At 38.5% G+C, this 26,791-nt stretch carries 17 protein-coding genes and 1 pseudogene; 5 read left to right on the forward strand and 13 right to left on the reverse strand.

The features are described from left to right. Nucleotides 1–266: 266 nt before the first annotated feature. From FTV43_RS09220 to FTV43_RS09255, 8 genes are all read right to left on the reverse strand, one after another. Nucleotides 267–3,515 (reverse strand): type I restriction endonuclease subunit R, encoded by a 3,249-nt coding sequence (locus tag FTV43_RS09220; protein WP_167846494.1) that lies wholly within the window; start codon nucleotides 3,513–3,515, stop codon nucleotides 267–269. 75 nt (nucleotides 3,516–3,590) lie between these two features. Beyond that, nucleotides 3,591–4,067: a hypothetical protein gene (locus FTV43_RS09225; protein WP_070153126.1), complete on the reverse strand. Its 477-nt coding sequence runs from the start codon at nucleotides 4,065–4,067 to the stop codon at nucleotides 3,591–3,593. A gap of 28 nt (nucleotides 4,068–4,095) precedes the next feature. Then, nucleotides 4,096–4,629, reverse strand: coding sequence for a DUF2939 domain-containing protein (locus tag FTV43_RS09230; RefSeq protein WP_167846516.1), 534 nt, complete (start codon nucleotides 4,627–4,629; stop codon nucleotides 4,096–4,098). 55 nt (nucleotides 4,630–4,684) lie between these two features. Next, nucleotides 4,685–5,800 carry a restriction endonuclease subunit S gene (locus tag FTV43_RS09235; RefSeq protein ID WP_104915058.1) on the reverse strand — a complete coding sequence of 372 codons (1,116 nt, stop codon included), beginning with the start codon at nucleotides 5,798–5,800 and terminating at the stop codon, nucleotides 4,685–4,687. Continuing rightward, nucleotides 5,797–7,344, reverse strand: a complete 1,548-nt coding sequence (locus tag FTV43_RS09240; RefSeq protein WP_154320136.1) for a class I SAM-dependent DNA methyltransferase — start codon at nucleotides 7,342–7,344, stop codon at nucleotides 5,797–5,799. Before FTV43_RS09240 ends, FTV43_RS09235 begins: the two co-directional genes overlap by 4 nt. Nucleotides 7,345–7,571: 227 nt before the next feature. Further along, a complete protein-coding gene (locus FTV43_RS09245; RefSeq protein WP_070153138.1) occupies nucleotides 7,572–7,850 on the reverse strand; it encodes a hypothetical protein in 279 nt (92 codons plus the stop codon). Nucleotides 7,851–7,955: 105 nt separating this feature from the next. Further along, a complete protein-coding gene (locus FTV43_RS09250; RefSeq protein WP_070153141.1) occupies nucleotides 7,956–8,867 on the reverse strand; it encodes a ParB/RepB/Spo0J family partition protein in 912 nt (303 codons plus the stop codon). A 13-nt stretch (nucleotides 8,868–8,880) separates the two neighbouring features. After that, nucleotides 8,881–9,654 (reverse strand): ParA family protein, encoded by a 774-nt coding sequence (locus FTV43_RS09255; protein ID WP_094069344.1) that lies wholly within the window; start codon nucleotides 9,652–9,654, stop codon nucleotides 8,881–8,883. 856 nt (nucleotides 9,655–10,510) lie between these two features. Here FTV43_RS09255 and FTV43_RS09260 point away from each other — a divergent pair. After that, entirely contained in the window at nucleotides 10,511–11,683 is a 1,173-nt protein-coding gene (locus FTV43_RS09260) for a replication initiation protein (protein WP_094069347.1), read from the forward strand. A 485-nt stretch (nucleotides 11,684–12,168) separates the two neighbouring features. Here FTV43_RS09260 and FTV43_RS09265 read toward each other — a convergent pair. The 5 genes and pseudogenes from FTV43_RS09265 to FTV43_RS09285 all read right to left on the reverse strand — a co-directional run. Next, a pseudogene (locus FTV43_RS09265) lies at nucleotides 12,169–13,280 on the reverse strand (IS66 family transposase); the annotation flags it as partial. 61 nt (nucleotides 13,281–13,341) lie between these two features. Further along, on the reverse strand, nucleotides 13,342–13,659 hold the full coding sequence (tnpA, locus tag FTV43_RS09270) for an IS200/IS605 family transposase (protein WP_257229519.1): 318 nt from the start codon (nucleotides 13,657–13,659) through the stop codon (nucleotides 13,342–13,344). A gap of 329 nt (nucleotides 13,660–13,988) precedes the next feature. After that, nucleotides 13,989–17,177, reverse strand: coding sequence for a tyrosine-type recombinase/integrase (locus tag FTV43_RS09275; protein ID WP_154320135.1), 3,189 nt, complete (start codon nucleotides 17,175–17,177; stop codon nucleotides 13,989–13,991). Continuing rightward, nucleotides 17,161–19,431, reverse strand: coding sequence for a hypothetical protein (locus FTV43_RS09280; RefSeq protein WP_070153152.1), 2,271 nt, complete (start codon nucleotides 19,429–19,431; stop codon nucleotides 17,161–17,163). Before FTV43_RS09280 ends, FTV43_RS09275 begins: the two co-directional genes overlap by 17 nt. After that, complete coding sequence (locus FTV43_RS09285) at nucleotides 19,418–20,122, reverse strand: hypothetical protein (RefSeq protein ID WP_094069346.1); 705 nt, start codon at nucleotides 20,120–20,122, stop codon at nucleotides 19,418–19,420. The genes FTV43_RS09280 and FTV43_RS09285 overlap by 14 nt, the downstream gene beginning before the upstream one ends. A gap of 686 nt (nucleotides 20,123–20,808) precedes the next feature. Between FTV43_RS09285 and FTV43_RS09290 the strand changes: the two genes are divergently transcribed. Genes FTV43_RS09290 through FTV43_RS09305 form a run of 4 tightly spaced genes read left to right on the forward strand, consistent with a single transcriptional unit; the run spans nucleotide 20,809 to nucleotide 26,749 of the window. Further along, entirely contained in the window at nucleotides 20,809–22,032 is a 1,224-nt protein-coding gene (locus tag FTV43_RS09290; RefSeq protein ID WP_004974297.1) for an efflux RND transporter periplasmic adaptor subunit, read from the forward strand. Between the two features lie 10 nt (nucleotides 22,033–22,042). Beyond that, nucleotides 22,043–25,126, forward strand: a complete 3,084-nt coding sequence (locus tag FTV43_RS09295) for an efflux RND transporter permease subunit (protein WP_179995369.1) — start codon at nucleotides 22,043–22,045, stop codon at nucleotides 25,124–25,126. After that, nucleotides 25,119–25,442, forward strand: a complete 324-nt coding sequence (locus tag FTV43_RS09300) for a DUF3240 family protein (RefSeq protein ID WP_004974301.1) — start codon at nucleotides 25,119–25,121, stop codon at nucleotides 25,440–25,442. Before FTV43_RS09295 ends, FTV43_RS09300 begins: the two co-directional genes overlap by 8 nt. Next, the gene (locus FTV43_RS09305) at nucleotides 25,442–26,749 is read left to right on the forward strand and encodes a TolC family protein (protein WP_004974304.1); all 1,308 of its coding nucleotides are present in this window, start codon (nucleotides 25,442–25,444) and stop codon (nucleotides 26,747–26,749) included. The genes FTV43_RS09300 and FTV43_RS09305 overlap by 1 nt, the downstream gene beginning before the upstream one ends. Nucleotides 26,750–26,791: the final 42 nt, after the last annotated feature.

Here is a 26,791-nt window from a genome sequence, read left to right on the forward strand (position 1 = left end):
ATGAAAAGTTAGAACAACAAAATATCCGAAACTATTCCCAAAAGATGTCAAACAGGAAGCCCATTTGAAACTTTACTTAATGGAAAACGAATTTGGGCTGATAAGAATTTAGCCCAAATTTAACCTGACAGGCACAATAAAAAACGGGGAACTGTCAGATCAGTTTTGAGCTAGTATAAGTGAAGGGTTGTCCTTGTTAGCAGCAGTGTAAAAATGCCCCCTTGGTTATGGTTAATATAGCGGTCTTTTTGAACACTATCTGTACCCTATTCTTTTGAACTGGAAAGCTCTTCAGCCAACTGCTCAGCCTGTTCCAATACAGTTTCTGTAGCCAATAAAGCCATATCAGGTGGATAGCCATACTTCTTCAGCAATCTCTTCACGATGACTCTTAACTTTGCTCTAGCAGCTTCCTTGATCGTCCAATCCAAAGTCACATTCTTACGAATAGAATCAGTGAGTACGACTGCAAGTTCTCTCAATATGTCTTTCTGCATCAATTCTCGAGCACTGTCATTGTCTGCTACTGCTGAGTAGAACGCATATTCGTATTCAGTCAGGTTGAGTTCTTCAGCCAGTTTGTCTGACTCCTGAATTGTCTTAGCTAACTTGATCAGTTCATCAATGACTTCTGCTGCAGTAAGTACCTTGTTCTGATAACCCTTAATTGCTGAAATCAACATATCCATGAGCTTCTTACCTTGGGTGACACTGCGTTGCTCTCGTACCTTAATCTCATCACCAAGTAACTTCTTAAGTGTTTCAAGCGCAATGTTCTTATGCTTATAGTCTTTCATCTCCTGCATAAACTCATCAGAGAGAATCGAGATATCTGGTTTCTGAATCCCTGCAGCATCGAAGATATCTACCACTTGCTCTGTGACTAGAGCTTGGTCAATGGTTTGCTTTACCTTGGCTTCAAGCTCAGCATTACTTAAGCCAGAAATCTTGCCTGTACCATCACTAAACTTAGCAAGACGTGCTTTGACTGCTTGGAAGAATGCCACCACTGGTGCAGCTTCCATAGCATGTGGATGAGGTACAGCTAATGCGAATGCCTGTGACATCGCTGTGACTGCTGTCAGGAAGCGAGTCTTCCCTTCTCCTTGATCTACACCAAGGATATGCTCTTCCGCTTCTAAAATGATGTTGAGCTTACGAGAAGTATCTGCAGTGAAGTACTCTTGGTAGTTGAAGCCATGCAAAATGCCATCAAGCACTTCTAGCTTTTCTTGCAGGATCGTTGCAGCTTCATCCTGCACCAATGCAGGATCACCTTTACCACCTGCTTCTGAGTAAAACGATAAGGCTTCTTTCAAGTCAGATGCGATACCAAGATAGTCCACAACCAAGCCACCAGCCTTGTCTTTGTAGACACGGTTGACTCGTGCAATCGCTTGCATGAGGTTGTGACCTTTCATTGGTTTGTCGATGTAAAGGGTGTGCATACTTGGGGCATCGAAACCAGTCAGCCACATATCACGAACAATAACGAGTTTGAGCTTATCATCATTGTCTTTCATACGATCTGCTAAGCGTTGGCGCTGTTGCTTGGTAGTGTGATGTTTAGCAATCACCTCACCATCTGAAGCTGAGGCAGTCATCACAACTTTGATTACACCATCATTCAGATCATCACTGTGCCACTCTGGTTTGATCTTTACAATCTCGTTGTAAAGGTCTACAGCGATCCTGCGAGACATGCTGACGATCATGCCTTTGCCTTGGTTTGCATTGGCTTTAAGACGCTGCTCAAAGTGTTCTACGATGTCCTTTGCAATGGCTTTGATACGTTCTTTACTGCCGATCAAACCTTCGACTCTTGCCCACTTCGCACGTTCTTTTTGAGTTTGGTTTAAGTCATCTTCAGTAAACTGGTCATCAAAGTCTTCAATCAGCTCTTTGCCTTCCTCACTGATGGCAATCTTAGCTAGGCGGCTTTCATAGAAGATACGAACAGTTGCACCATCCTCCACTGCTTGCGAGATGTCATAGATATCTACATAGTTCCCGAAGACTGCAGGTGTGTTTACATCCGTCTTCTCAATTGGTGTTCCTGTGAAACCAAGGTAAGTAGCATTAGGAAGTGCATCACGCATGTACTTGGCAAAACCATAGACAGTACGTTTACCGACAACCTTGCCATCTTCATCTTTGACATCGACTTCCTTGGCATTAAAGCCATACTGAGAACGATGTGCTTCATCTGCAATCACGACAATGTTGGTTCGGTCTGACAGTTGCTCGTAGACGCTAGTGCCATCATCCGGTTGGAACTTTTGGATGGTGGTGAAGATCACGCCACCTGAACCCACCTTGAGTAACTCTTTGAGTTCTTCTCGGCTGTCTGCTTGTCGTGGTGTTTGTCTAAGGAGTTGGCTTGATGCAGCGAATGTACCAAAGAGCTGATCATCTAGATCATTACGATCTGTGATCACAACGACTGTTGGATTATCCAAAGCCAAGACAATCTTGCCTGTGTAGAAAACCATAGACAAAGACTTACCTGAGCCTTGGGTATGCCATACCACACCGGCTTTCTTGTCACCGACTGCTTGTTGCTGTACCAATTCGAGCTTACTTCTACCTTGATGTTGCATGGCAACTTCTGCTGATTTCGAGTCCGAGTTCACTGCAGACGCACGAATAGTCGAGAGGACTGCTGCATTCACTGCATAGTACTGATGATATGCAGCCATCTTCTTGATGGTCTTAATGGTGATTAAGCCATTGGTATCCTCGTGCTTCGTTGATTCATAGACAATGAAGTGTCGAATCATGTCGAGTAGTGTGACTGGATTCAGTAAACCATGAATCAGGACTTCTAGCTGTGCTTGTGTCTTCTTGGCTTTGGTTTGACCATTGTTTGTCTTCCACGCCATGTAGCGACTGTAGTCTGCTGAGACAGTACCTGCTTTCGCCTCTAAACCATCAGAGATGACGTTGAAAGCATTGTAGGTAAACAAGCTAGGGATTTGGCTTTGATAGGTCTGTATTTGCTTGTATGCGCCTTCTACAGTGGCATTCTCGTCTGTTGCATTCTTGAGTTCAATGACCACCAAGGGTAAGCCATTCACATACAAGATAATGTCTGGTCGTCTTGTCCAGCGATCTTCTTTGATGGTTACTTGATTGACGACAAGGAATTCGTTATTGGTTGGATTCTCAAAGTCAATCAACCAAGCATACTCACCTTGAGTGTTACCCTCTTTGCTCACCTCAATGTTAATGCCCTCAGTGAGCAGTCGGTGGAATGCTTGGTTATTACTGAGTAGATCAGGGGATTGAATATTGGTGACTTGCTTTAGTGCTTCAGTACATTTGTCTTGGCTTAAATGAGGATTTAAGCGTTGTAATGCATCAAGCACTTTGTCTTCCAAGATGACCTGCTTATAGCTTCGTAGAGGGTTAGTGCCCTTCGATTCAATCTCAGGTCCATACACATAGGTATAGCCCAATCCCTCTAGTTGCTCTATCGCCATCAGCTCAATGTCTGATTCGGTCATCTTAGTCACTTGATTATTTCCCCCTAAACTTATCCATATAACCTGGACTCATTAATTTTTTATATGATGTAAAGCTAAGAAACCTTATTCATCGTCCTGCACGTTATAGCCATACTTCTGCACAGCATTCTCAATAGCGCCCTCAAACTTATGGCAAACATATAGATAGAGTTCAGCATCTACCATCAGTACTCCAGGAACACCTAAACCATCATTGAGTGGAATCAGAGTCTTTTGTGAACCAATCTGAACTGTTGGTCGTTGGTATGAGCAATTCACAGTGACTTTATGTGGCGATCTATTCCAGTCAATTTTCTTGGCTTCCCACTCACGACTACCGCCCAGCAAGGTGACTTGAATCTTGGATTCAGTCGCTGTCTTATTCAGTTGTTTGTAAGAGACAAACTTGGCGACTGAACAAGGAGAGTGATAACAGGTTTCTATGACTTTACCTTTTTGTATGCCGCTATGATTGAATTTAGCCGGTGCTGCTTGAACGGTTGCAGCAAAGCTAACTACAGCAATCAAGCCAAATCCCATTTGAATCATGCGCTTTATCATTCTGTTTTTCCTCTTTGTTCTCTTTTACTTAATCCATCGGCACAGCGATCTTATTCACTTTCCAACTCAAACCATCACGAACCATTTTGACAGTGACGGCTTTGGAATCATTTGGATGTTGGATCACAACCTCAAAGTCACTGAATGAGGTATAGCGAGTTTTGTACTCTGCTTGATCTTCTTCTTTGGTTTCTGTTGTTGATGCTCCCTGTGATGAATGTGCTGCATCTTTAAGGTCTTTGCCTTGCATCATCATGGTCATCCCTTCAGGTGTGACAAAACCATCAATCATCTTGTCTACCATGGTAGATGCAAGCATGGCACCTAGTGCTGCGAAACCATCATCTTTATGGGTTGCCATCTCTTTCATCATCATGGCATTCATTTGATCTTTGAAGCTCTGACGCACACTTGGATAGTCGATGTACTTGGACACCTTTTCGCTATCACCTACTTGTGCAGCATTCTTGATGTTATTGATGGCAATGTATGGCGAAGCATACAAGTAGCCACAGATCACTACGACTAAGGCAATGATTGCCCCTATAATTTTTTTATTCAATTCAGCCCCCTGAATGTAAAAAAGGTGAAGCCATCAAATGACTTCACCTCAAATGTTATGCAACTTCTTCTGTTTGGTATTGGACTCTGACTTCGCCGCTCATCAGCTTAGGAAGCAAGGTATCTCGTAGTTGTTCAAGTGTTTGGATTTGCTTCTTGTTAGATGAAACCTTTTGCATCGAAGGAGTAATCAACAGCGAATACTCTTCAAGGTAGTCTAAACTTGGAGTCTTAAAAGAGATATTTAACATATCTTCTGGCTTAACCCTTTGATGACTGCCACTGGTTCCCGAAGCACTCATTGCTAATTCATCAATAACATCTCTTGAATTGAATAAGCTATACAAGAACATTAAATGAGATCCTACTTTAGGCTTCAAATTCTGAAACTCTGTTGAACATACATAATTATCTTTGACATCAGTTAATAACCATATACGAGGCACTCTTGGATTCAGCTTTGAGACTAAAATTGAGTTCTCACATACTCTGTACTTATTACTCAGAATTTCCGCACCCAATTCAATAGTAGGCTTTTCTCCTGAATCAAAAGCAGGCAAACTAAAATGATAGTATGTCTTAAGAGGATCTTTTGATGGGTTCACATTGTCTTTGATATGAGTAGCTATATCACTTACTAGTAAATCATCCCAATCCTCTTTCGCTTCCTCAATAAACCATTGACGAAACAGTGTTTCAGCCATGGCTTCCAAAGTCTTGTTCTGACAGTGCAGTAAGTCGATCTTGTCATCTAATGATGAAAGGATTGAGGCTATGGCTTTTTGTTCAGGGAGAGACGGAAAGCATATCTCTTCTTGATGAACATCATTACGGTTAACTCCAGGCACCGCACTTTTGTCACTAAATTTTTCCCAATCCAATGTTTGCAAAAAGTAGTAGATGAACTTTTTGTCATTCCCCTTAAAGTCGTTTACATAAAGAGATGTGTTTAATGGCCAAAATGGTACATCACTGAAAAAAACTGAACCAATGGTTCCATATCGGCCCGTCACAACACCTGATTCATTTACTTTGGCTTCATTATGAAAATCAGCAAAACCTGAAGAAGCAATGATGGGAACACTACCAGAAACACGAGATTGCTTTGGTAAGTCATAACCACGTTTTAGGGTAAAGAAGCTATCTAATCGCCCAACCTGCCACTCACTCATACAACCACCTTTGCTAAGTTCTCAGCAATGGCTTGGTTTAGCTTGGCTTCCTCAGCAAGCTGTGCTTCAAACTCTGCCTTTAAGCTTGTAAAGCGTACCTTGAAGTCGAACTCATCTTCATCATCAGCTAAACCAACATAACGACCTGGCGTCAGTACATAATCAAGCTCAGCGACTTTCTCAAGTGGTACAGATGCACAGAAGCCTGCAACATCCTCATACTCACCACCCTTGTTACGCCAATTGTGGTAAGTGTCTGTGATGAGCTTAATATCTTCATCAGACAAGACTTTGGTTCTGCGGTTAATCAGATGACCTAGGTTACGAGCATCAATGAACAGAATCTCATTGCTACGATCTTGGTATTGGCTTGAGTTAACACGGTCACGACGCATAAACCATAAAGCAGCAGGAATCTGTGTGTTCAGGAACAGCTTGGCAGGTAGGTTCACAATACAGTCGATGACATTGGCTTCTGAAACCAAGGCTTTACGAATCTCACCTTCACCACTGGTCTTAGAGGTTAATGCACCTTTAGCAAGCACAACGCCTGCCTGACCTTTAGGACTCATGTGATACAAGAAGTGTTGCATCCATGCGAAGTTCGCATTGCCTGCAGGTGGTGTACCTAGAGACCAACGAGCATCACCCACTAACTGCTCACCGCTCCAATCAGAGACGTTGAATGGTGGATTAGCAATGATGTAATCCGCTTTCAGGTCTTTGTGTGCATCATTCAGGAATGAACCCTCAGAGTTCCATTTCACATGCTCTGAGTTAATGCCACGAATGGCTAAGTTCATCTTGGCCAAACGCCAAGTTGTCTGGTTACTTTCTTGACCATAGATGGAGATGTCGTCCACTAAACCCTGATGCGATTCTACGAATTTCTCAGACTGTACGAACATACCACCTGAACCACAGCAAGGATCGAATACACGTCCTTTGTATGGCTCTAGCATTTCAACCAATAAGCTCACGATGGATTTAGGCGTGTAGAACTGCCCACCTTGCTTACCTTCAGCTAAAGCGAACTCACCTAGGAAGTACTCGAATACGTGTCCTAAAACGTCGGCAGAGCGATCTTTTGCATCACCTAGGGCAATGTTACCAATGAGGTCTATCAGCTCACCTAGGCTCGTAGGATCGAGATTTTGACGTGCATAGACTTTAGGTAGTACACCTTTGAGCTGAGGGTTCTCATTCTCAATGGCTTCCATTGCATCGTCTACAATCTTACCAATGGTGACTTGCTTTGCTTGGTTTAACAGGTATGACCAACGTGCGATCTCAGGAACGAAGAAGACGTTGTATGCAGTGTATTCATCACGATCTTCAGGATCAGCTCCTGCAAACTCTCCCTCACCTTCAACCAATAGGTTGTAGTGAGCTTCAAATGAGTCAGAGATGTACTTGAGGAAGATCAAACCAAGGACTACATGCTTGTACTCAGCAGCATCAATGTTCTTACGAAGTTTGTCTGCAGCTTTCCAAAGAATGACCTCAATGGGTTCTTGTTTGGTTTGCTTTGGAGTACGTGCCATGGAATTGTCCTGCAATGAATAGGTTATCTAGTTTTAGTTAAACCAATAGTACCCAATAATACGCTCGTGTGTAAGTATTGATACGTCATTTCTTGTCGTACAATTTAAGTATTAAAAAAGTGTAGCAAGTTGCTACACTTTTCAGACTAATCACAAACCCCACTTTAGCGATCGTTAAAGTGGGGGTATTTTCTAAACTTCTATCGCTTATTCATAGTGATTTATTTTTAAGCGTATTGATGGCTAAAAAATACAATAAAAATTAACTTCGATAAGTGCAAGGCGATTTTCTTCAAGTTTTGTGCTGTAACTGACAGTAAACATTGCTGCGTTACTTGCATAACAGAGACCCTGTAATTATTTTGCAACGGCAAAATTCGTTCAACAGTCTCCTTATCGGGACAATATAGATGCGCGACACGTTCATGAATGATATTGAGATCAATCGCTTTGTCTATTTTACGTATAAGATAATTTTTAGGAATAAACTCTTCTAGCGTAACCATATCAATTTCAGTTTGGGTGGTATAATTTTTCGCATGTGATAATTATAAAAAATTCTCACGTAAGTGTGAGAGTTTTATGAGCAAACTGAAAAGTGTAGCAAGTTGCTACACTTTTTCACTTTTCTGAATAAGCTGTTTTAAAAAATCTTCTAGTTGTAAAAGACTAGCTTCATCAATTTCTGAAATTTTAAGAGAGATATTGAGCTGTTTTTGATTCAGTTTGATATTTCCAGCAACCTTACCATCATATTCGATTTTTCTTACCACTGATGTCGTGGTTACTTTTTCTGGATCTTGACTCAATAGTTTTTCAGCATAAGAAGTAACTTTGCTTTGCTCCAGTTTTTTTTCTTTTAATTTCTCCCAAGCACCGAGTAAAGCTGTTTCCGCCTCCGAAAGTTGCTCTATATGATCCGATAAAAATTTCTTGAACGCTGTTGCAGCAGTACGACCGACTAGACCTGGCTCCAAATCCAGGTCATTCAACATTGCTTTAGGCAGCTTTTCATACGATAGATATTTGTACATATCTTCGCGATTTAAACCCAATGAATTAGCTAAACGTTGCTTGTTCTTCTTCAACTTTTCATCAAGTGAGTTCAAACCAATAAAAATTTCATAATCTGTCAGATCTTGACGCTTTAAATTTTCAGCTAGGGTTAACAAAGATGCTTCTTCATCATTAGCATCAATGATAATGGCTTCAATCACCGACTTGCCGAGTAATTGATGCGCCCGTAAGCGTCGCTCGCCTGCAATCAGTTCATATTTCAGATTATCAAGTTTACGCACTGTAATGGGCTGCAAAAGGCCGATTTCATTAATAGAATCCGCCAGTTCTTTTAATTGAGAATCTTCAAATACTTTACGCGGTTGGTTGGGACTGCGACTGATATCCTCAATAGGAACATTACGTCTAAATTCTTTTAGCTCTTTAATATTGTCTTTCTGTGCTTGCTGATGTTTTTCTGTATTTTGTTTCAATTTTTGAGCTAAAAGCTCTTTAGTGCTTGCCATAATACTCTCAGGTTTAAACTTTCGCTACAATTTCATAAGCAAGGCTTTCAAAAGCCTTACGTACTTTTGAATTTTTTTCTACTTTCAAAAGTGGCTGTTGCAGAATTGCTGCTTGATTAACTTTAGTACTTTGAGGAATGGTAGTTTGTAAAATTTTTCCAACCTGTTTTAAAGCTTCATCCCGAATCAATTTACAAACATTCTGACGTTCATCATGTTTAATCAGTAAAGCGCCTAAAAGCTCTAAATCTGGATTAATACGTTTTATCTTTTCAAGATGGTTTAAAAGATCTGTTACCCCATACAGTCCATATTGTGATCCAGATTCGATAGGGATAATGACATGTGTTGATGATGCTAAGGCATTACTGGTTAATAGTTTAAGACTAGGTGGGCAATCAATTAATATGAAGTCGTAAAGATCTTTTAACAGTTCTAGCTTGATGCTTAATTCTTCTGAAGGACGAGGAGCTTCTTCTTTAAGCTGGTCTTCAGTTTTTCCTAAATTTAATGAGCCATAAATTAATGATACTTTTTCAAAGTTTGTTTCTTCTTGTAATGCATCAGCTAATAATGAAATATCACCAACGAGTAATTCTGCTGAAGTAACAACAATTTCGCTTGGATGTTGGATCCCAATGTGTAAACTTGCGTTTGCTTGAGGATCTAAATCAATGACTAAAACTTTATTGCCAAGATTTGCAAGTTCAGAGGCTAGATGTACAACGGTCGTTGTTTTGCCACATCCACCTTTGTGGTTAGCAACCGTAATAATTTTTGCAGACATACGTGTCAGATGCTTCCGTATTTGAATGTTTAACAATATAAATAACTTTCACTCATCATACTATAGTTTTTAAATTTATAAATCTTATTTATTTAGGTGTAAAACAACTTAAAAAACTAATTTTTAAATAAGCTAGCTTAATTAATAATTAGTATAATTATTTATTTAGCTAATTAATAATTAAGACTGTTTTTTTGCTATATAAAACAAATGCTTATAAGTTTAAAAGTGGAGGGCTTGTCACCGTAAAGTGGAAGGTTTGTCACTCAAAGGTGGAAGGTCTGTCACTCAAAGGTGGAAGGTCTGTCACTCAAAGGTGGGAGGTCTGTCACCGTAAAGTGGAAAGTTTGTCACAAGAGTGGAAGGTTTGTCACTACTATTTTTAAAAAGGTTATATTTTTTAAAAAACTCTTGCAAAAATAAATACTTAATTTGTTGATAAAGTTGGCTAAACAATCTTTAAGGGTGGAAGGTTTGTCACTATGTGTTAGCACCCTGTGGATAAATTTTTTTTATTGGATATTTCCTGATGATTATCTATTCATTTATACCTTTCAAATCTAATGAAAGGTGGAAGCCTTGTCACATCTAGGTTTCTATCTGACATAGCATACCTAAATTTGGAAGAAATAAGTGAAAATGGGTATTTTGAACTGTTAGTTTAGAGCTAAAGGTGGAAGGTCTGTCACTATATGGTGGAAATAATATATTTCATTCCACTTTAAGGACAATAAATCGTCAAAAATGCATATTTCTGATGACAAGCCTTCCACTCTTAGATTCTTGTGGTGAAAGTCTTGAAAGTTTTTCCACTTTTGTATATAAAAATAGAATTAAATATATAAATATCACGGTTATGACAGAATCAGAATCATTGCAAGAAGAATTGAATCATATTCCTTACTGTATAGGCAATATTCGTCATAATGGCGTTGTTAGCACTAGTAACCGCTTAATTCGCCCAATTGAGTTATCAGCCAATGAATATAAGGCGCTCCTATATGCAATGGCTGTTGCAAATTATAGTGAGAAAAATAGGGTAAATGGTGAAATCACAGAACAAACCTATATTTATCTGTATAAGGATGATTTGGCAGATTTACTAGGATTGAATAAACGCAATTCGATTAATGTTGCAATAGACCGGATTTATAAAGAACTTTCATCTAGGGTGGCTCATTTTATTATTGAGGAACCTACTGATGATGGTAAGAGAAAGACTAAAAAAGTACATTCTGTCGTTCCTATTATCCGTGAGTTAAGATGGGAAGATGATTCTAAAAATGCCATTCAGATTCGTTTTACCAGTGAGGTGTTACCGTATTTCACGCAGTTGGCTGGGGGGAATTTCACCACCTATCAATTGAAACATCTGTTTGCCTTGGATTCTGTTGCTAGTATGAGTCTTTATACGTATTTCATTAAAAATGAATTCAAGTACGCAAGCCAAAAGAGTTATGAAGTCCCAATGCTTTTAGAAAACTTGAAAGCTCTGATTGATATTAATGAAACTAAATATGATCGCTGGGTAGATTTTAGACGCTATGTATTAGATAAAATAGTTGCAGAAATTAACGAAAATACAGATCTACAACTAGAGTATGAAACCATAAAAAAAGGGCGCCCAATTGTGGGGGTGAATTTTAAACTGCATCAGCGTATTACTGATAAAACACTAAATGAAACTGCTGTAATTGAAAAAATTTATCTTGATGTTCCATTTGAAGAGAATGCATTAGTAAAAGAATTGGGGGCAAAATTCGATACGAATGTACGTTCCTGGTACATTTTTAATAATGATGAAAAGTATTCGCAGTTCAAGAAGTGGTTTAAAAAAATTGGTTGTCTCACTGACTCTCAAGCAAATATTGTTATTAATGACACTTTATTCCAAATGGATTTTGCTGAAGTTGGTATGAGCTTGAATGACTTTAAACGTAATATGAAGCATAAACTAAAAAATAATCCGGAATTTGTACAAAGTATTCGTGATAGGCTGAATGATATTTTTGGTAAAGAGCTTGTCTAAGGAAAAGTGTAGCAACTTGCTACACATTTTTTAATGTATCACTGAAGAATTCAAGTACTAAGAAAATTGGATACAAAATATCTGTGTGTATAGCTGAATGAAAAATAGTTAAAAGAATAGATATTATTTTTAGATTTTACACTTTTGTTGTTCCTCATATATTTTTGCAGAAAAAAGTTTTTCAGTGCTCAAAAAATGGTGTGGTTAAGATAGGGAGATCAACCAAGTTTTAAGTATATAGAGTAATTTAGATAAAAAATTACTAAATATTTTTATAGCCTTTGTATAAAGCAGCGGATCATGAAAACTATTAAAATAGCCTAAGCTTATTAGCTTTGTTGTAAAAATTTACTCTGAGATGCTTCTTAAGCTAGATATTTGATGCTGTTGCGTCTAGCCACAAATGATAAGCTAAAGACCGTTTTAGCTAAAGATGATGACGATCAACTTGGCGATACCATTGATTTGTAAGTGTCCTCTAAACTCTATGCCAATCTTTTAATTTGGATCACTTTGTATGTCGGCAACTTTTGCAGTACACCATTTAAATAGGCATACAGATCTAGACCATTCAACTTTGCTGACTGGATCAATGTCATGATGTTAGCAACTCGCTGACCACTGCGCAGTGATCCAACATACAACCAGTTCTTACGACTTAAAGCCCAAGGGTGCATTTGGTTCTCCACCAAATCATTGTAAATAGATAGATTACCATCATCTGAATAGCGGCTTAAGGCTTGCCAGCGCTTTAGAGTGTAATTGATTGCCTTAGCGGTGGTAGAGCTTGATGGCACCATCAGATGATGTTGGTTGAGCAATTCATATAGTTGTTGCATCACTGGTTGACTATGCCGTTGCCGGTATTCGCAGCGTTGTTGCGCTGTACCGTCGGTCTTGTGCCTTAACTCTGCTTCTATCGCATACAATTTCTGAATCAGCACCAGTGCCTGTTCAGCAATCTGACTTTTCCCAGTGATATGCAGTTCATGGAATTTACGACATGCATGTGCCATGCAACCTACTTCAATGATCTGACCTGATTTGAAATGTGCTTTATAACCACTGTAATCATCACAGACCAGATGTCCCTGCCAGCCATTCAGGAATTCTTCTGCATGCAGACCTGAACGGTTTCTTGAAAGTCATAGATCACCCCCTTGCTGCAGCACCACCTGTTTTAAGGCATTGACCAGAGGTTCAAGTGTCTACACCACAGCGACCAATCCAATCTGACAGGGTGGATCTAGATAGATCTACACCTGCGCGCAGAAAGATCTGTCGCTGACGATACAGCGGTAAGTGATCAGCATATTTGGATACCAGCACATGGCTAAGTAACTCAAGTGTCGCAATACATTTATCGATCACATAGGCAGGCATCGTTTGCTGAGTCAGGGTGTCACATTGATCACAAACCCATTTACCACGCACATGCTGTTCTTTATAGAACTGCGCTGGTCTGAAATTCAATTTTTCACTGATATTCGCCGATACGACGCAGTGTGCACCCACAGATGTATTGCGTTGATGCAGATTCATGCTCAATACGTACGGTTGCTAAATGATCTGGGAGTAGTCGACGTTTATGTTTATTTATCCAATGAGCCGTAAAACACCCTCATTTATGGAGGTGATATAAGGCTCGATTTTTAATTCTAATGAGGTGATTGTTGTTGCTCGATGTATTGTTTAATAATTTCTAATGGCGCACCACCGCAACTTGAAGCAAAGTAACTTGGCGACCATAAAGAATCACCCCAAAGTTTGTTTTTAATTTCAGGAAAGTCTTTTCTAAGGTGGCGACTAGATAGACCTTTTAAGCTATTCACTAAATTTGAAATAGCAACTTTTGGTGGGTAATTAATTAATAAATGAACATGATCATCCTCCCCATTAAATTCAATCAATACAGCATCAAAATCCAAAGCCCGATATTGGCAATAGTCACCAACATAATATACATTAAATTGTATAAATTGCTGTGTATATAAGTACAATGAAATAAACAACTTACGTTTTCAAATATTTTTTATTGGAATTAATTTTTATTAAGATCGTTTAATTGTGGTCACATAAGTTTTTAAAAATTTACCAAATTATCACCAACATAATTTTGTGATGATTAATTAGGTAAACCGAATGGTAAAAAATCAGGTTGATGGAATTATATATGGCCAACCTAGGCTTTTATCAGCATTAATTAACTGTATAACCCCCAAAAAAAATTAAAACAGACACTCACCATTAAAACTTAGGTGTAGCACGAGAGTTAAGCAGTATCCGTTACGATGATTTATTGAAGTCATTTTATTTCTAACTGCAATTGAGCAGGCCTACCAATGCAAGCCAGATGTAAACAAAATTTAAAAGCTGGTAGTGCTTTGCCTTGTTTTAAGGAATATAGCTGTAAGCGTGCATTATTTTCTTTTGTTGTTGGGTAACCTTCTAGTTTCTGATTTGCCTTGGCAAGTTTGAGTAGATTCGGCGTAATTTCTTTGTTTAAAAAATTAACCATATCTATTCCAAGTAAATGCCACATGTTGGCAGGAAACAGATCTTTGGCCGCATAGTAGAATTTTTCCAGATTCTGAATATTTTTCCGCGTTGAATGTAAACCTGTATGTGAAGCAGTTACGTGATTAATAAAGAATTCTAAGACATACCTAATATTTTCAGGTGACTTTTGATAGCAGGCTTGTAGATAGTTAAAAAAATGTGTGACCAATAAAAGGTCCTCATTAGTATCAATCATTGACGGTTTGATGTATTGCAGTTCGGTTATATGAAAAAGTCTTGGATTGTTTTTTCTAGATTTAAGTTGTTTGAGTTGGATTGCATTGTCATACCAATACTTGATGAGCTCATGAGATAGGCAAAGTTCTTGTGCTACGCGCTCCGTATCATATTTGTATAACTCTAATAAGCAGAGTGCCTTATAAAATAGATCAAGATCGATTTTAGATTCTGGAGTCGCGACAAAATAGTCAAAAATACAATGTTCTTGCGTTTGATTTACCTCTAATTCTGCATGTAGTGTGTGAGCATTGCTCGCTATCCATTTTTCTTGATTGTTTAGAAGGAGTTTACAGAGCGTTGTAGCATGCATTTCAAAATTGAATTCAGACTGATCATTGAGCGATTTTAGAAAATGTAACTCTTGTGTTGAATTGCTTATCCCCAGCATTTTCTTAACCAAACCATTGCTTAGTAATGGGCGATATTTGGAAAATTGATAACCTGCAATAAAGTAAGCTACATGAATATAACTTTTAAAGGTCTCGATGGGTTCGAGATGCCCCAAAAGATGTGCGATGATAATCCAATGATTTTGATCAATTGAATTACGTAATAACTCAGCCCTGAGCTGATTATATTCAACTTCCGTATAGTCTGTGAGGCTATCAGACAAAAAATGATAATCACATTTAAAAATTAATGCTAAATGATTTGCTGCAGAATGTCTAAATGAATGAAATGTATAGTGATGTTGCTTGAATAACTGATCCATAAAATTTTTAAAGGGTGCAGTCAGCATGTGCTGGCTGAGTTTCTTATTCTCATTGAACTGACTGAATAAATAATCATTCGGTTTTTTTGTTAACCGCTGTTTGACAACATATTGATGAAATTGTTGATACTCAGATGCTTTGAGTAAGCAATACACGGGCACGCTACGTTGCGCGCTGTCAGTCTTTAATCTGTGTTCATTGCCTATTTTTTCTGACCCATATGGCTTGACCAATAATGATATTCTGTTTAATCCTTCAGTATCTTTGATACGTAAACCAATCATTTCATTAATTCGCATCCCAGTTCTGTAAGCAAGCGTATAAATAAGACTAAGATTTTCATAGTCATGTTGAGAGATGATATTTTGTAGATGTGCTTGTTGAAGTTTTTTGATTAACAGTTGAAATGTGACTGGGCTGATAATACGTGTGCGTGGTCTGGTTTGTTGATCCAGCGTCTCTAAAGTGAATGCTGGGGCATCGAATAGTTGTTCTTGAAATTGATGAAAACGTTTGAGTGTTTTTACAATTTGAGCAGCCGATTTTTTAACAGTATCTTCGAGCAGACTTTCAGCAATACAGTTATTTTGATAAATCTGTGCATATATTTTTTGCAGGCGTGTTTCTTCATCGTCCTCAGAAAATTGATATTGTAAAGAATAGATTAGCCAAGGCTCACCAATTCGAGTGTAGTATGTGTAAATTGAGCTTTTGGCTAACTGGCTATTGTTGGAAATGATTTTAGCAAAAATTGTAGCGCAAAAATCAAATCTCTGAGCTAGCAGATCTATATCTTCTTGAGGTGGTTTAAAGAGACTAATTAACCACAGGGTGATTCGTTTACTGTATTCATTAAAGAGTTTTGCATTCTCCATACAATAATCGATCATGAGTTGATAGATTGGGGCATCTGTTTGGCGAAGACGAATAATTTTTAATAAGTCTTTATGAATTTTTAGTACATCTTTTAGTGCATCTTGCTCATGATGCAAATAAACAGTTTGTGGAGGTAAATTCTTAGACTGATGAATGACTTCAGTAGTGAGCTCATGCTTATATTTAAATTTTGGTTGCACAAAACGCTCAAACTCTTGTTCGGGTAAACCACAACTGAGTAAATTCCCGATGAGGCATTCAGAGAGCGCCGGATCTATATCTACGTTGGGAAGCTGTAACCAGTTGTAGCGAGCATGCTGAAGTAAATGCGATAAGCTATTTTTTTTAAACTTTTTCTTTATTTTTCGAAAGATATACTCAAGATAGCCCTCTACGGGAAGATGAACATGTCGAATATCTCTCAGATTAAAATGTATTAGCCACAGACGTGTGACGGGGTCTGGAATAAAATTTCTAGATTTTCGAACAGTATATTCATCAATAAAAATATCGCCATAATGATTAGAATGGGATTCTAAAAAAAGAATATTAAGGTCTTTATAATGGCGTACTTTTACTGGATTTCTGAGGTGTTCAAGCAAGGCATTAAGTTCAGCTTTTTCATTTAAGCCACCAAATAGAATGGCAGACAATATAATATTGCCCACGATTTCCTCATTTGAGAATGAGTCACAGCTTTCAGCCAATTCCCAATAATTATAAAGCTGTTGTACGAGGTCATTTATTTCATGACCATCGGCATTCCAGCTCATGGTCACGATAGGCTTATCTCTTTTAATATCTAAAACAGCATGAGGCAGCTCTAAATCCAAGCGATGCTGAGCATTTAACTCTTTGATGTAATCTTCAAAAAAATCATATGCAAACTTGATCCACTTTTTACTCGTAGAGTTTTTCTTGATGTGGCTATAAACCTCGCCGTAATCACCTAGCAAATGTGGATTCTGATCAAACTGCTGTTCTGAAAAATATTTGCGGAGTGAAGCATGAACTTCATTTTGAATTTTTTGTTCATTTAATTGTCGAGTAAGTTCTCGTTTCTTTTCGGCAAACAGTTGATCTGCTTTTTTAAGCGATGAGGACATTTAAATTCACTCCAATAATTTCAAAATATTCCTGCATTTCATTTAAATGTGTTGCGAGCGCGCGATATTGGTTCAGAGACAAACTAGAAAATGGATGTGCGGCTTCCTGTTGGAAGGCTTCATGTCCAAAAAGTGCAAGTATTAAAGGCTCGGGGATTTGTTTGTTGGTGAGAAAGGCACGTGTTGTATGGCGGTGCCAGTTGGGATGTGCTAACCCAACTTCAGGATGAAAGTCACGCACATTGGAAGGTGTAAGCGGAGTGAGTGTGCCATTTTGTAAAAGATTTAACAGAGGCTGTTCATTATTAAATATGGCATCAATTTGGGCTGAGATTTCGCGGTTAATCGCCATGTAATGTTGTTGGATATGTTCGAGGAAACGAAGATATTTCTTTAATTCACCGATGAGAAATGCACAAAGTGGAATCAAGCGTCCAAAGCCACGTCTACCACCGACCTCTTTGTCAGACAGCATAATTGTCTGTTGCTGAAAACTTATATTATTCAAAAAACCTGGAAAGTCCCGAACAGGTCGTGCAGCGGTAAACAAAAGTAGGATATGCCACATCCAAATGCTATAAGCATTAAAACTTTCTACCCAGTCGTTATCTGAAGTCGTATAAATTTTGGTGTAAAGATAGAAAAGGATGTCCTTTATGACATTTTTACTTGGTGCTTTTTGGCTACCAAAGCAGATGGACTGATCACTATAGACAATATCACCGTAGTCATTTTCAGCGAGCTGTGTACATAGTTCAGATAAAACTTTGACATAATTTTTTTGTAATTTATTTACATTGTAATGGCAGTAAGAGCTTGAAGAAGAGTGACTTGCATCTACACCAGTGATGATGTCAGCAAGTTGCCTATTGCCTGTTTTTTGCAAAATAACATGATGCAGTAATGAGCTAGTTTTTGATAAGTTCAGCTGAGGAATTTTGACTTCATCTTTTATTATTCTAATTTTTTTCTTTAGCTCATCTTCAGTGATGATTGGTTCTGCTTTGATACGATCAATAAAGTGATTTGGGATAGGGATATCTAAATGAACGGTGTTATTGATCAGTGACTCCGGATATTCAAACGTTGCATCTTCAAAAATGCTGAATTTGGTTGAGAGATAGTATTGGTCACTTTGCAATTTAATGACTTGGCGATGATTTAATCTTTTTACACGCCTTTTTTGAAAATTTAACCAGTCTTTAAAGCCAACGCCTGTGATTAAGCAAAGTAATACAACGAGCACGCTTTTATCATTATGTTTTTTATCATCATGATACAGGTATGTAATTAGGTCAGAAATAGTATAAACACTTGGGAGTAAACAACTTGCAGTGAGCAAATGATCTTGTCGTTGCATATGTTTTGGAATTAACGAAAGTGCCATACGTTGGGCATTTTTAGAATGTCTGGCAAGTGGTGTAATCTGATCTGCTTGAACAATAACAGAGGGGTCTTCTTGCTCGTCAAGGGCTTGCTCATTAGCTAAACCTCTATTACTTTTTTTAGTCTCAATGATTTCGTTAATAGTTCCATCGGTATCCCATGTACGATATTGCAGTTTACTATCTACACTTGATTTGGCAATTTTTGGACGGCTTTTTAGTACATAATTGAATGCAATACGTAATTCATCACAGAAATTTTTCTGAAAATCATTTAGTTCTTGATCTGCTTCAGGTTGAAGAGCAGACTCTACAAATTGCTCTAATGATAGAAATAAAGCAGGGAATTTAAGAGTTAAGAATGCTTGATAATCTAATGCGTGAGCATCTTTTTTTTTTGCAAAAAAAGACTTGTTTGCAACGCGGAAACGCTGAAATAAGCGCTTAATCGTATTGAGATGCTCTGTATGTTGTTTTTCAAATAAATCTGGTTTGATCTGCGGCAATGCTAATAAATATAGTGCTGCTTTAAGGACGAGCACATTCCAGGTGAGTAGTTCCGTGTGCGCATGATAAATGCTGGCAATACTGTTGATGTAATACGTGATTGGGGAATCACCAATTTTAGATTTTCTAGACGCTTGGAGAGTAGCGGGAATGCGAGGTGGTGAACTTGTAGAAATATCAGATTCAATCTCACTGAGAACAAGCCCCTTAAGATAATCTGAGCAGTCATGGTAAACCAATAGATCTGCGATAAAGTTAATATGTGCATGAAGACACAAATCCTCTGCATTAAAAAGCTTTTTTAATAAGTCTGATAATAAAATTTTGGGTTGAGGAAGGGGCTTAGTTTCACTTTCGTGCATATGAACAATTCCAAAAATCTGTTGGATTTGGTGAAAAATCATTTTGATTTAAATAATGATCGACGACTTTTGATTGCTTGCTGACTTCGTCAAGTAGATGCTGGCGACGTGCATGGATTTTTCTGTTTCTATTGTGGAGTTGTGTATGGCTAAAATTGAGTAACTTACCAAGCCCCTCAAGACTGAGCGTTTTATGTGCTTTGAATGAATGTAAGCGATTAAAGTCGAGTAAAACTTCAGTCGAAATATATCGGTTGATCGCTTGCTGAAGATGCTGCGGATTTAAATTGTGTATATCAAAAGTATTTGCTTGCAAAAAACTTAAGAATTCAAAGCTTGCATAGTGTTTGAGTTGTTGTTGTAAGTTGGCATCAGGTGGGAACGTATATACATGTAATTCCTGAGGTGAAGGCGGAAGCTTCATGTGATGCAGGTACAAATCAAAATTATCAGCGATCCAGAAATTGGATATTCCTGCTATAGACCAAACATTGAGTTTGTTTGATGCTAAACGAAAATGAGAAGTTAATCGTAGAGCTCGAAAGGCCATGTGATAGCAGTGATGAATGCCAGCAAAATCTGGATGAGTGTTTAATGCGAGTTTAGAAAGATCTCGCTTGAAGATAATTTTGGGGTTATCAAAATTAAATGAACATTCAGAAGTTACTTGTTTACGCGTTCCACGGCACATATTTAGATTATTAAAATATAACTATGATACATTTCTACTATTTAACTGTTTACTTTTCAAGTAATCTAACGGTATTTATTGTGTAAGTGTAGAAAAGTAGACACAATTTATAGTTTTGGTGTGCATAATTTAATTTGGTTCTATTTTTATTAGTAATATTTTTAAGCTATTACCGAGGTTGGGATTGATTGATTGTATGGCTGTGATTCCTGCTACAAAGTAGTAAAAGTTAGATCATAAAAATTTACCCCAACCTTGGCAAGGTCACCGAGATTTATTCCATTAAATGACCTTAATTATAAGTATATGATTTGATTACTGGTATATAGTTTTTGGTGGAGTAAAATTTTGATCAATTTAGATCATTTAATGTGGTTTTGGTCACTTCATTTTAGACATTTTAGTTTATAAAAGTCACCTATGTTTTGATGCTGATTTTCGTGAGAAATAATAACAATATATAGTTTAATATAATGATTATTAATAATTTATAAATCGACTACAACATGTAGTAGCGAAGATGCTCAAAATGCACTTACTACGTAACATCAGTTAAATAAAAGTCTCCCACAAACCCAATACGGTTCACTTGGGCCTATGCAGTCTGAAATAGGTTTATAAACTTAATCTGATCTTAAGAACTTAATCTTAGCTTTGTAGAGAAAATCTCTTGAAGGATGAAACGAGTGGATCAGCGAGTAGATGTACTAAATTTTAAAAAACTATTATATCTAATGAGCGTCTTGATCTTGATTAGCCTTGGGCTATGGTGGGGAAGTAAGCTGCTCTCGAATAAAAATATAGAGGCTAAAGTAGAGAGACAGGTTTCAGAGGCTGAGAGGAGTCCTGAAGTCTCAGAGCAACAAATCTTAATTTCTTCAAAACAAATTGAGCAAGTTGGGATCAAATTACACACATTAGGTGCTTCTTCTACTAACATACAAAAACAAATTATTTTACAAGGGCAAGTACAGTGGTCACCAGAAAGCAAAGTTGTACTGACTAGTCCTGTTTCAGGAATGGTGCAGCAAGTTTTGGTACAACCCTTGGCAGAAGTTACCCGGAATCATCATGTACTTGCTGTACATAGTCCAGATTTAATTCAGATTCAAAATGAAATATTGCAGCTTCGTGCTCAACAACAATTAGCCCAGCAAAATTTAACACGTGAACGTAGCTTATATGCTGAAGGCATTATTGCCGAGAAGCGTGTGCAAGAGGCACAGAATCAAGTACAGCGTCTTAATATTAACTTAGGTGCAAAACAGCGAATGCTGCAATTTATGGGAGGAGGGCAGGTAAATAGTCTAAATTCCATTGTCTATGTTAAAAGCCCAACAAGTGGTTATATAGAAAACTTACAGGTTTCTACAGGTCAGTATGTTGAGGCTGGTACAGTATTAGGTCAACTTGTAAACGCTGATTCACCGTTACAATTGTTATTACAAGCTAATTTAGCTGACAGTAAATATGTGCATATTGGGGATGTTGTTCAGGTTGAAGGTTGTGATATTACAGGGCATATACAAAATATCGCTCCAGCACTTGTAGGGAATACACAAACTCAAAATATCATCGTACAAATGGATACCAAACATAATTGTTTGCGGGTGCAACAATTTGTCAAAGTTCATGTTCAAAGTAAGCAGCCAACAGTAATTGCAGCATGGCCAGTACCAAGTACTGCCATAACCTCACAAGATGGTAAACACATTATTTTTGTTAAAAATCAGAAGGGGTTTGAAGCTGTAACGGTTGAAGTTCTATCAGCTGATCAGCAGCAAAGTTATATTACAGCTGAAAAATTAAAACCCAAAATGCAACTTGCTATCAGTGGTGTAGAGCGTCTCAAGGCGGTGTGGTCTGGCTTTGGTGCAGAGCAAGCACCTATTAGCACTACAGAACGTTGAGGTGAGACATATGTTAAAACGTCTTATCGCCTTTTCACTTAGTCAGCGCATTTTAATATTATTGCTCACATTGGCGATCAGTGTGGCAGGCTACATTGCTTTTACGAAACTACCAATTGATGCTTTTCCTGATGTGTCAAGTACGCAAGTACAAATTGTGATGAAATCGCCCGGCATGACGCCCGAAGAGGTGGAAAGCCGTATTGTTGTACCCATTGAACAAGAAATGTTGGGAATATCTCATCAGACAGTAATGCGTTCGCAATCTAAATACGCGATTGCGATTATCACATTAGACTTTGCTGAAGGCACTGACCCTTATTGGGCTAGACAACAGGTGAATGAACGTTTAAGTAATGTGATGTCTGCATTACCAAGTAGTACGTCAGGTGGAATTGCACCCATGACGACCCCATTAGGTGAATCTTTTATGTTTACCTTACATGGGCCACTCAGTGATATGGAAAAACGAACTCTACTTGATCGGGTGGTTCGTCCACAACTTCGTAAAATTGAAGGGGTCGCCGATGTTAACGCTTTGGGGGGACTTGTTCGTACATTTGAAGTGACCCCTAATTTAGAGGCCCTGGCGGCACGAGGCTTATCTTTAACACAGCTACAACAGGCAATCGAGCTAAATAATGCCAGTGATGGTGCTGGGCGGCTTAATGAAAATGGAGAGTCATTACTGATCCGAAGCGATAGCCGCGTCAGAAACCTTGAAGAGTTAGGCGATATTATTGTTTCTAGCCATCAAGGAACATTGGTGCGGGTTAAAGATGTTGCACAGGTACATACTGGAGCACTCACACGCTATGGTGCAGTGACTGAAAATGGCCAAGGTGAGGCTGTCCAAGGTATTGTATTAACTTTAAAAGGTGCGAATGCACGTCAAGTCGTTCAACATGTTCGTGAGCATTTGTCCGACATTGAAAAAACTCTGCCACAGGGTACAACGATTGAACCATTTTATGATCGTGGTGAGTTGGTAAACCGAGCCATTCATACCGTAAGTAAAACGTTATTAGAAGCTATTGTCTTAGTCTTGATTTTACTTTTATTGTTCTTAGGAAACCTAAGGTCTGCTTTAGTGGTTGCGGCAGTTTTACCATTATCTGCACTAAGTACTTTTTTGATGATGCACCATTTTGGTTTAAGTGCCAATTTAATGTCTTTAGGTGGTTTGACGATTGCGATTGGTTTATTAGTGGATGCTGCAGTTGTAGTGGTTGAAAATATTGAAATGCAACTTGCTGAAGCAAAAGAGTCACCGCAACGTTCTTTTTTACCGCCATTAAATATGATTTACCGCGCAGTGTCTGAGGTTGCAGTACCAGTCACAGCAGGCATGATCATTATTATGTTAGTGTTTATTCCATTGGTCACGCTTGAAGGATTGGAAGGGAAGCTCTTTTCACCTGTGGCTTTAACAATTGTATTTGCTTTATCAAGTTCACTAATTTTTTCTTTGACAGTGATTCCTGTAGTGTGTTCATTCTTTCTAAAACCGAAAGCACATCACACACCCTTTTTAGTAGCTAAATTAGAAACTGGTTACCGAAAACTTTTGAATCTGAGTTTAGCCCATCCTAAACAGATTTATGTCTTAGCAGGTGGTACCTTACTTCTGGCTGCATTGATTTTCCCATTCATTGGAAAGTCATTTATGCCAACCATGGATGAGGGAGATACTATTTTACAGTTAGAAAAAATCCCTTCGATTAGCTTACAAAACTCAATTGCATTAGATCTGGATATTCAAAAACGTATTTTGGAACAAGTGCCTGAAGTTGAAAGAATTGTGGCACGTACAGGTTCTGATGAATTGGGATTAGACCCTATGGGGTTAAATGAAACAGATAGTTTCATTGTGCTAAAACCACAAACGCAATGGCAAGTCAAAAATAAAGAGCAAATTTTAGAAAAAATTCGTCTTGTACTTCAAGATGTTCCTGGCGTGAACTTAACATTTAGTCAACCCATAGAGATGCGCACTTCAGAAATGTTGTCTGGAGTACGAGGAGATTTGGCTGTCAAAATTTTTGGAAGTGATTTAGACCAGCTTAATGATTTATCAAAGCAAATTGCAATAGTTCTACAAGGCATTGAAGGCAATGAAGATGTCATGACACTCGAAAATTCGGGAGTACAGTATCAAGAGCTGCGAATCCATCGTGATATGGCTATACGAAATCAATTGGACAGTCAAAATGTTCAAGCCCAACTCAAGATGCTCGTGGAAGGCAAAGAAATAGGTTCCATTATTGAACAGGGGCGCCCTGTTCCATTAATGATGAAAGGGGATCCACGTTTGGGAGAGTCGAGTTTTGAATTTTCCAATATTGCCTTGCCAATTGAGAATGCAGCTGCAGTGCCATTGTTATCTTTAGCAGAAGTGGTTAAGACTGAGGGTGTCGTAAAAATTGATCGTGAAAATGCATCACGAATGTCAGTGGTACGTGCCAACGTACGTGATCGTGATTTAGTTAGTTTTGTAGATGAAGCAAAACAATTGGTTGCAGAGAAAGTCAAGTTACCAACCGGCTACTCACTCAAATGGGGGGGGCAATTTGAAAACCAACAACGTGCGGCTGCTCGCTTAATGCTTGTTGTACCTGCTGCATTAACAATGATCTTCTTTTTACTATTTACGACTTTGGGTTCGGTGCGTCAAGCCGTATTGGTTTTCGTCAATATTCCCTTTGCGTTAGTCGGTGGAGTATTTGCATTAGCATTAACAGGTGAGTATTTATCTGTTCCTGCATCAGTTGGTTTTATTGCCTTGATGGGGATTGCTGTACTGAATGGTTTAGTGATGATTAGTTATTTTAATCAACTGATTTCTCGTGGTGTTGCAATTGAGGAAGTTGTTCGTGAAGGTGCTATGCGCCGTTTACGTCCAGTCATGATGACCGCGAGTATTGCAGCTTTAGGTTTGATCCCATTGTTATTTACTACTGGCCCTGGTGCCGAGATTCAACGTCCATTGGCGATAGTTGTGATTGGAGGGCTTATTTCTTGTACTTTGCTGACTCTGATTTTACTTCCTAACTTGTTTAAAAAATTTGGTTTAGCGCGAGATCATCATGTCTGAAATATGCCAACTCTCTATTAACGTGTCCTCTGATATTGCTGAAGAACTTATGGAGCATTTGTGGTTAATTCCTGAGTTGATTTCAGGGTGTACTTGTGTCAACGCACAAGGGTTTGGTAATCGCCAACATTATCGTAATGTTCAGGAAAAAATTCGCGGAGCAACTGAACGGAATCTTATATTGCTGATTGTACAACACGAATCTGTATCATTGGTTTTGGCGCATATTCAGCAAAAATTTAAATCAAGTGATTGTTTTTATTGGGTCATACCTACATTAATTTCTGGTTATATGAGCCAAGGAGCACTTGACTAATGACATTAAATATCAAATTTAAATCAACACTTCTAGGCCAAATTTGGTATCTGTTTGGGTTGGGCTATTGTTTTACAGTGGCTTCGACAGCAATTGCAAAACCTCAACTTGAAGCTGCTTTGCCACCACTTGAAGCAGTACAACAGAGTCTAGTAGAACATCCGAATGTGCGTGCTGCAATATCAGAGCAAGATTATGCAGACTTTGCCCGACAAGGATTAAAAGTAGGGCAAAATCCGTGGACTGTTACAGCCGGTATGCAAGTACGTAAGACGGATACACAACTAGAGCGAAAACAAGCCAATAGTTATGAACCTAGTTTGGGGATAGAAAAACAAATACGTTTGCCTAATAAATACCGGCTAGATCAAGATCTAGCACAACGTATTTCAAGTATTGCAGAACTGAAGTATGAGAATGCTCAACATCAAGCATCTAAAATGTTGTTAAATAGTTGGTTTGCTTATATGCGAAGCACATTGCATTTGAAGCGACTGCAAGAACAGCTGGATCAAATTCAGCAATTTATCCAAGTGACTGAACAACGTATTCGAGCAGGAGATGCACCACGACTTGAGCTAATGCTCTTGAAGAATGAGTACCAACAACTTGAGGAACAATATATGCAAGCTAAAGCTGCATATATTCAAGCTCAGCAATTGTTGGCCCGCGATTATAGAGGAAAGATCCCTGAACAGTGGAGCAGCGATGTTATACAGCCTAGCCCTATACAGTATAGTCAAGCAGAGTGGGTACAGAAAATTTTGTCAGTTAATCATGAGTTAGCACTCGTAAGGATGCAAGCTACACAGCAATACGCAGTATTAAAAAGAGAGCAGCTTAATAGACTGCCAGATCCTACGATTGGTTTTGGTTACAGTAGGGAGCAATCGGGAGAGGAGAATTTATTAGGGGTTAGTGTTTCAATTCCTTTGACTGCGCGACAAGTCGGTATTGCTTCAGGAATGGCAGCGGCAGAAGCAAAAAAAGCGGATTTGGAGGTATTGCGTGTAGAAAAACGTCTGCGTCAAGAAATACAGGGGTGGGTGATTCAAATGGAGTCAGCGACTGTACGGAATACGAAGGCGCAAGAAAACTTACAACTGTTGCAACAACAACATCACTTGATGCAAAAAGCGTATAAATTAGGTGAGTTGAATCTCAATGAGCTTTTGTTGCATTCGCAGCAATTGATTGAAGCACGTAGCCGAGTCGATCAAGCTAAAGTAGATTATGCAGAAAGTATGAGTTCCTTATTACTTGATTCTCATCAATTGTGGCCTTTACATGAGATGGATAGAATTTAACAGTAATATTTACGAGCATAGTAGGGATTATAAATTTGCGCT

The organism is Acinetobacter sp. YH16053 (assembly GCF_013417035.1).
Classification (GTDB): Bacteria; Pseudomonadota; Gammaproteobacteria; order Pseudomonadales; family Moraxellaceae; genus Acinetobacter; species Acinetobacter towneri.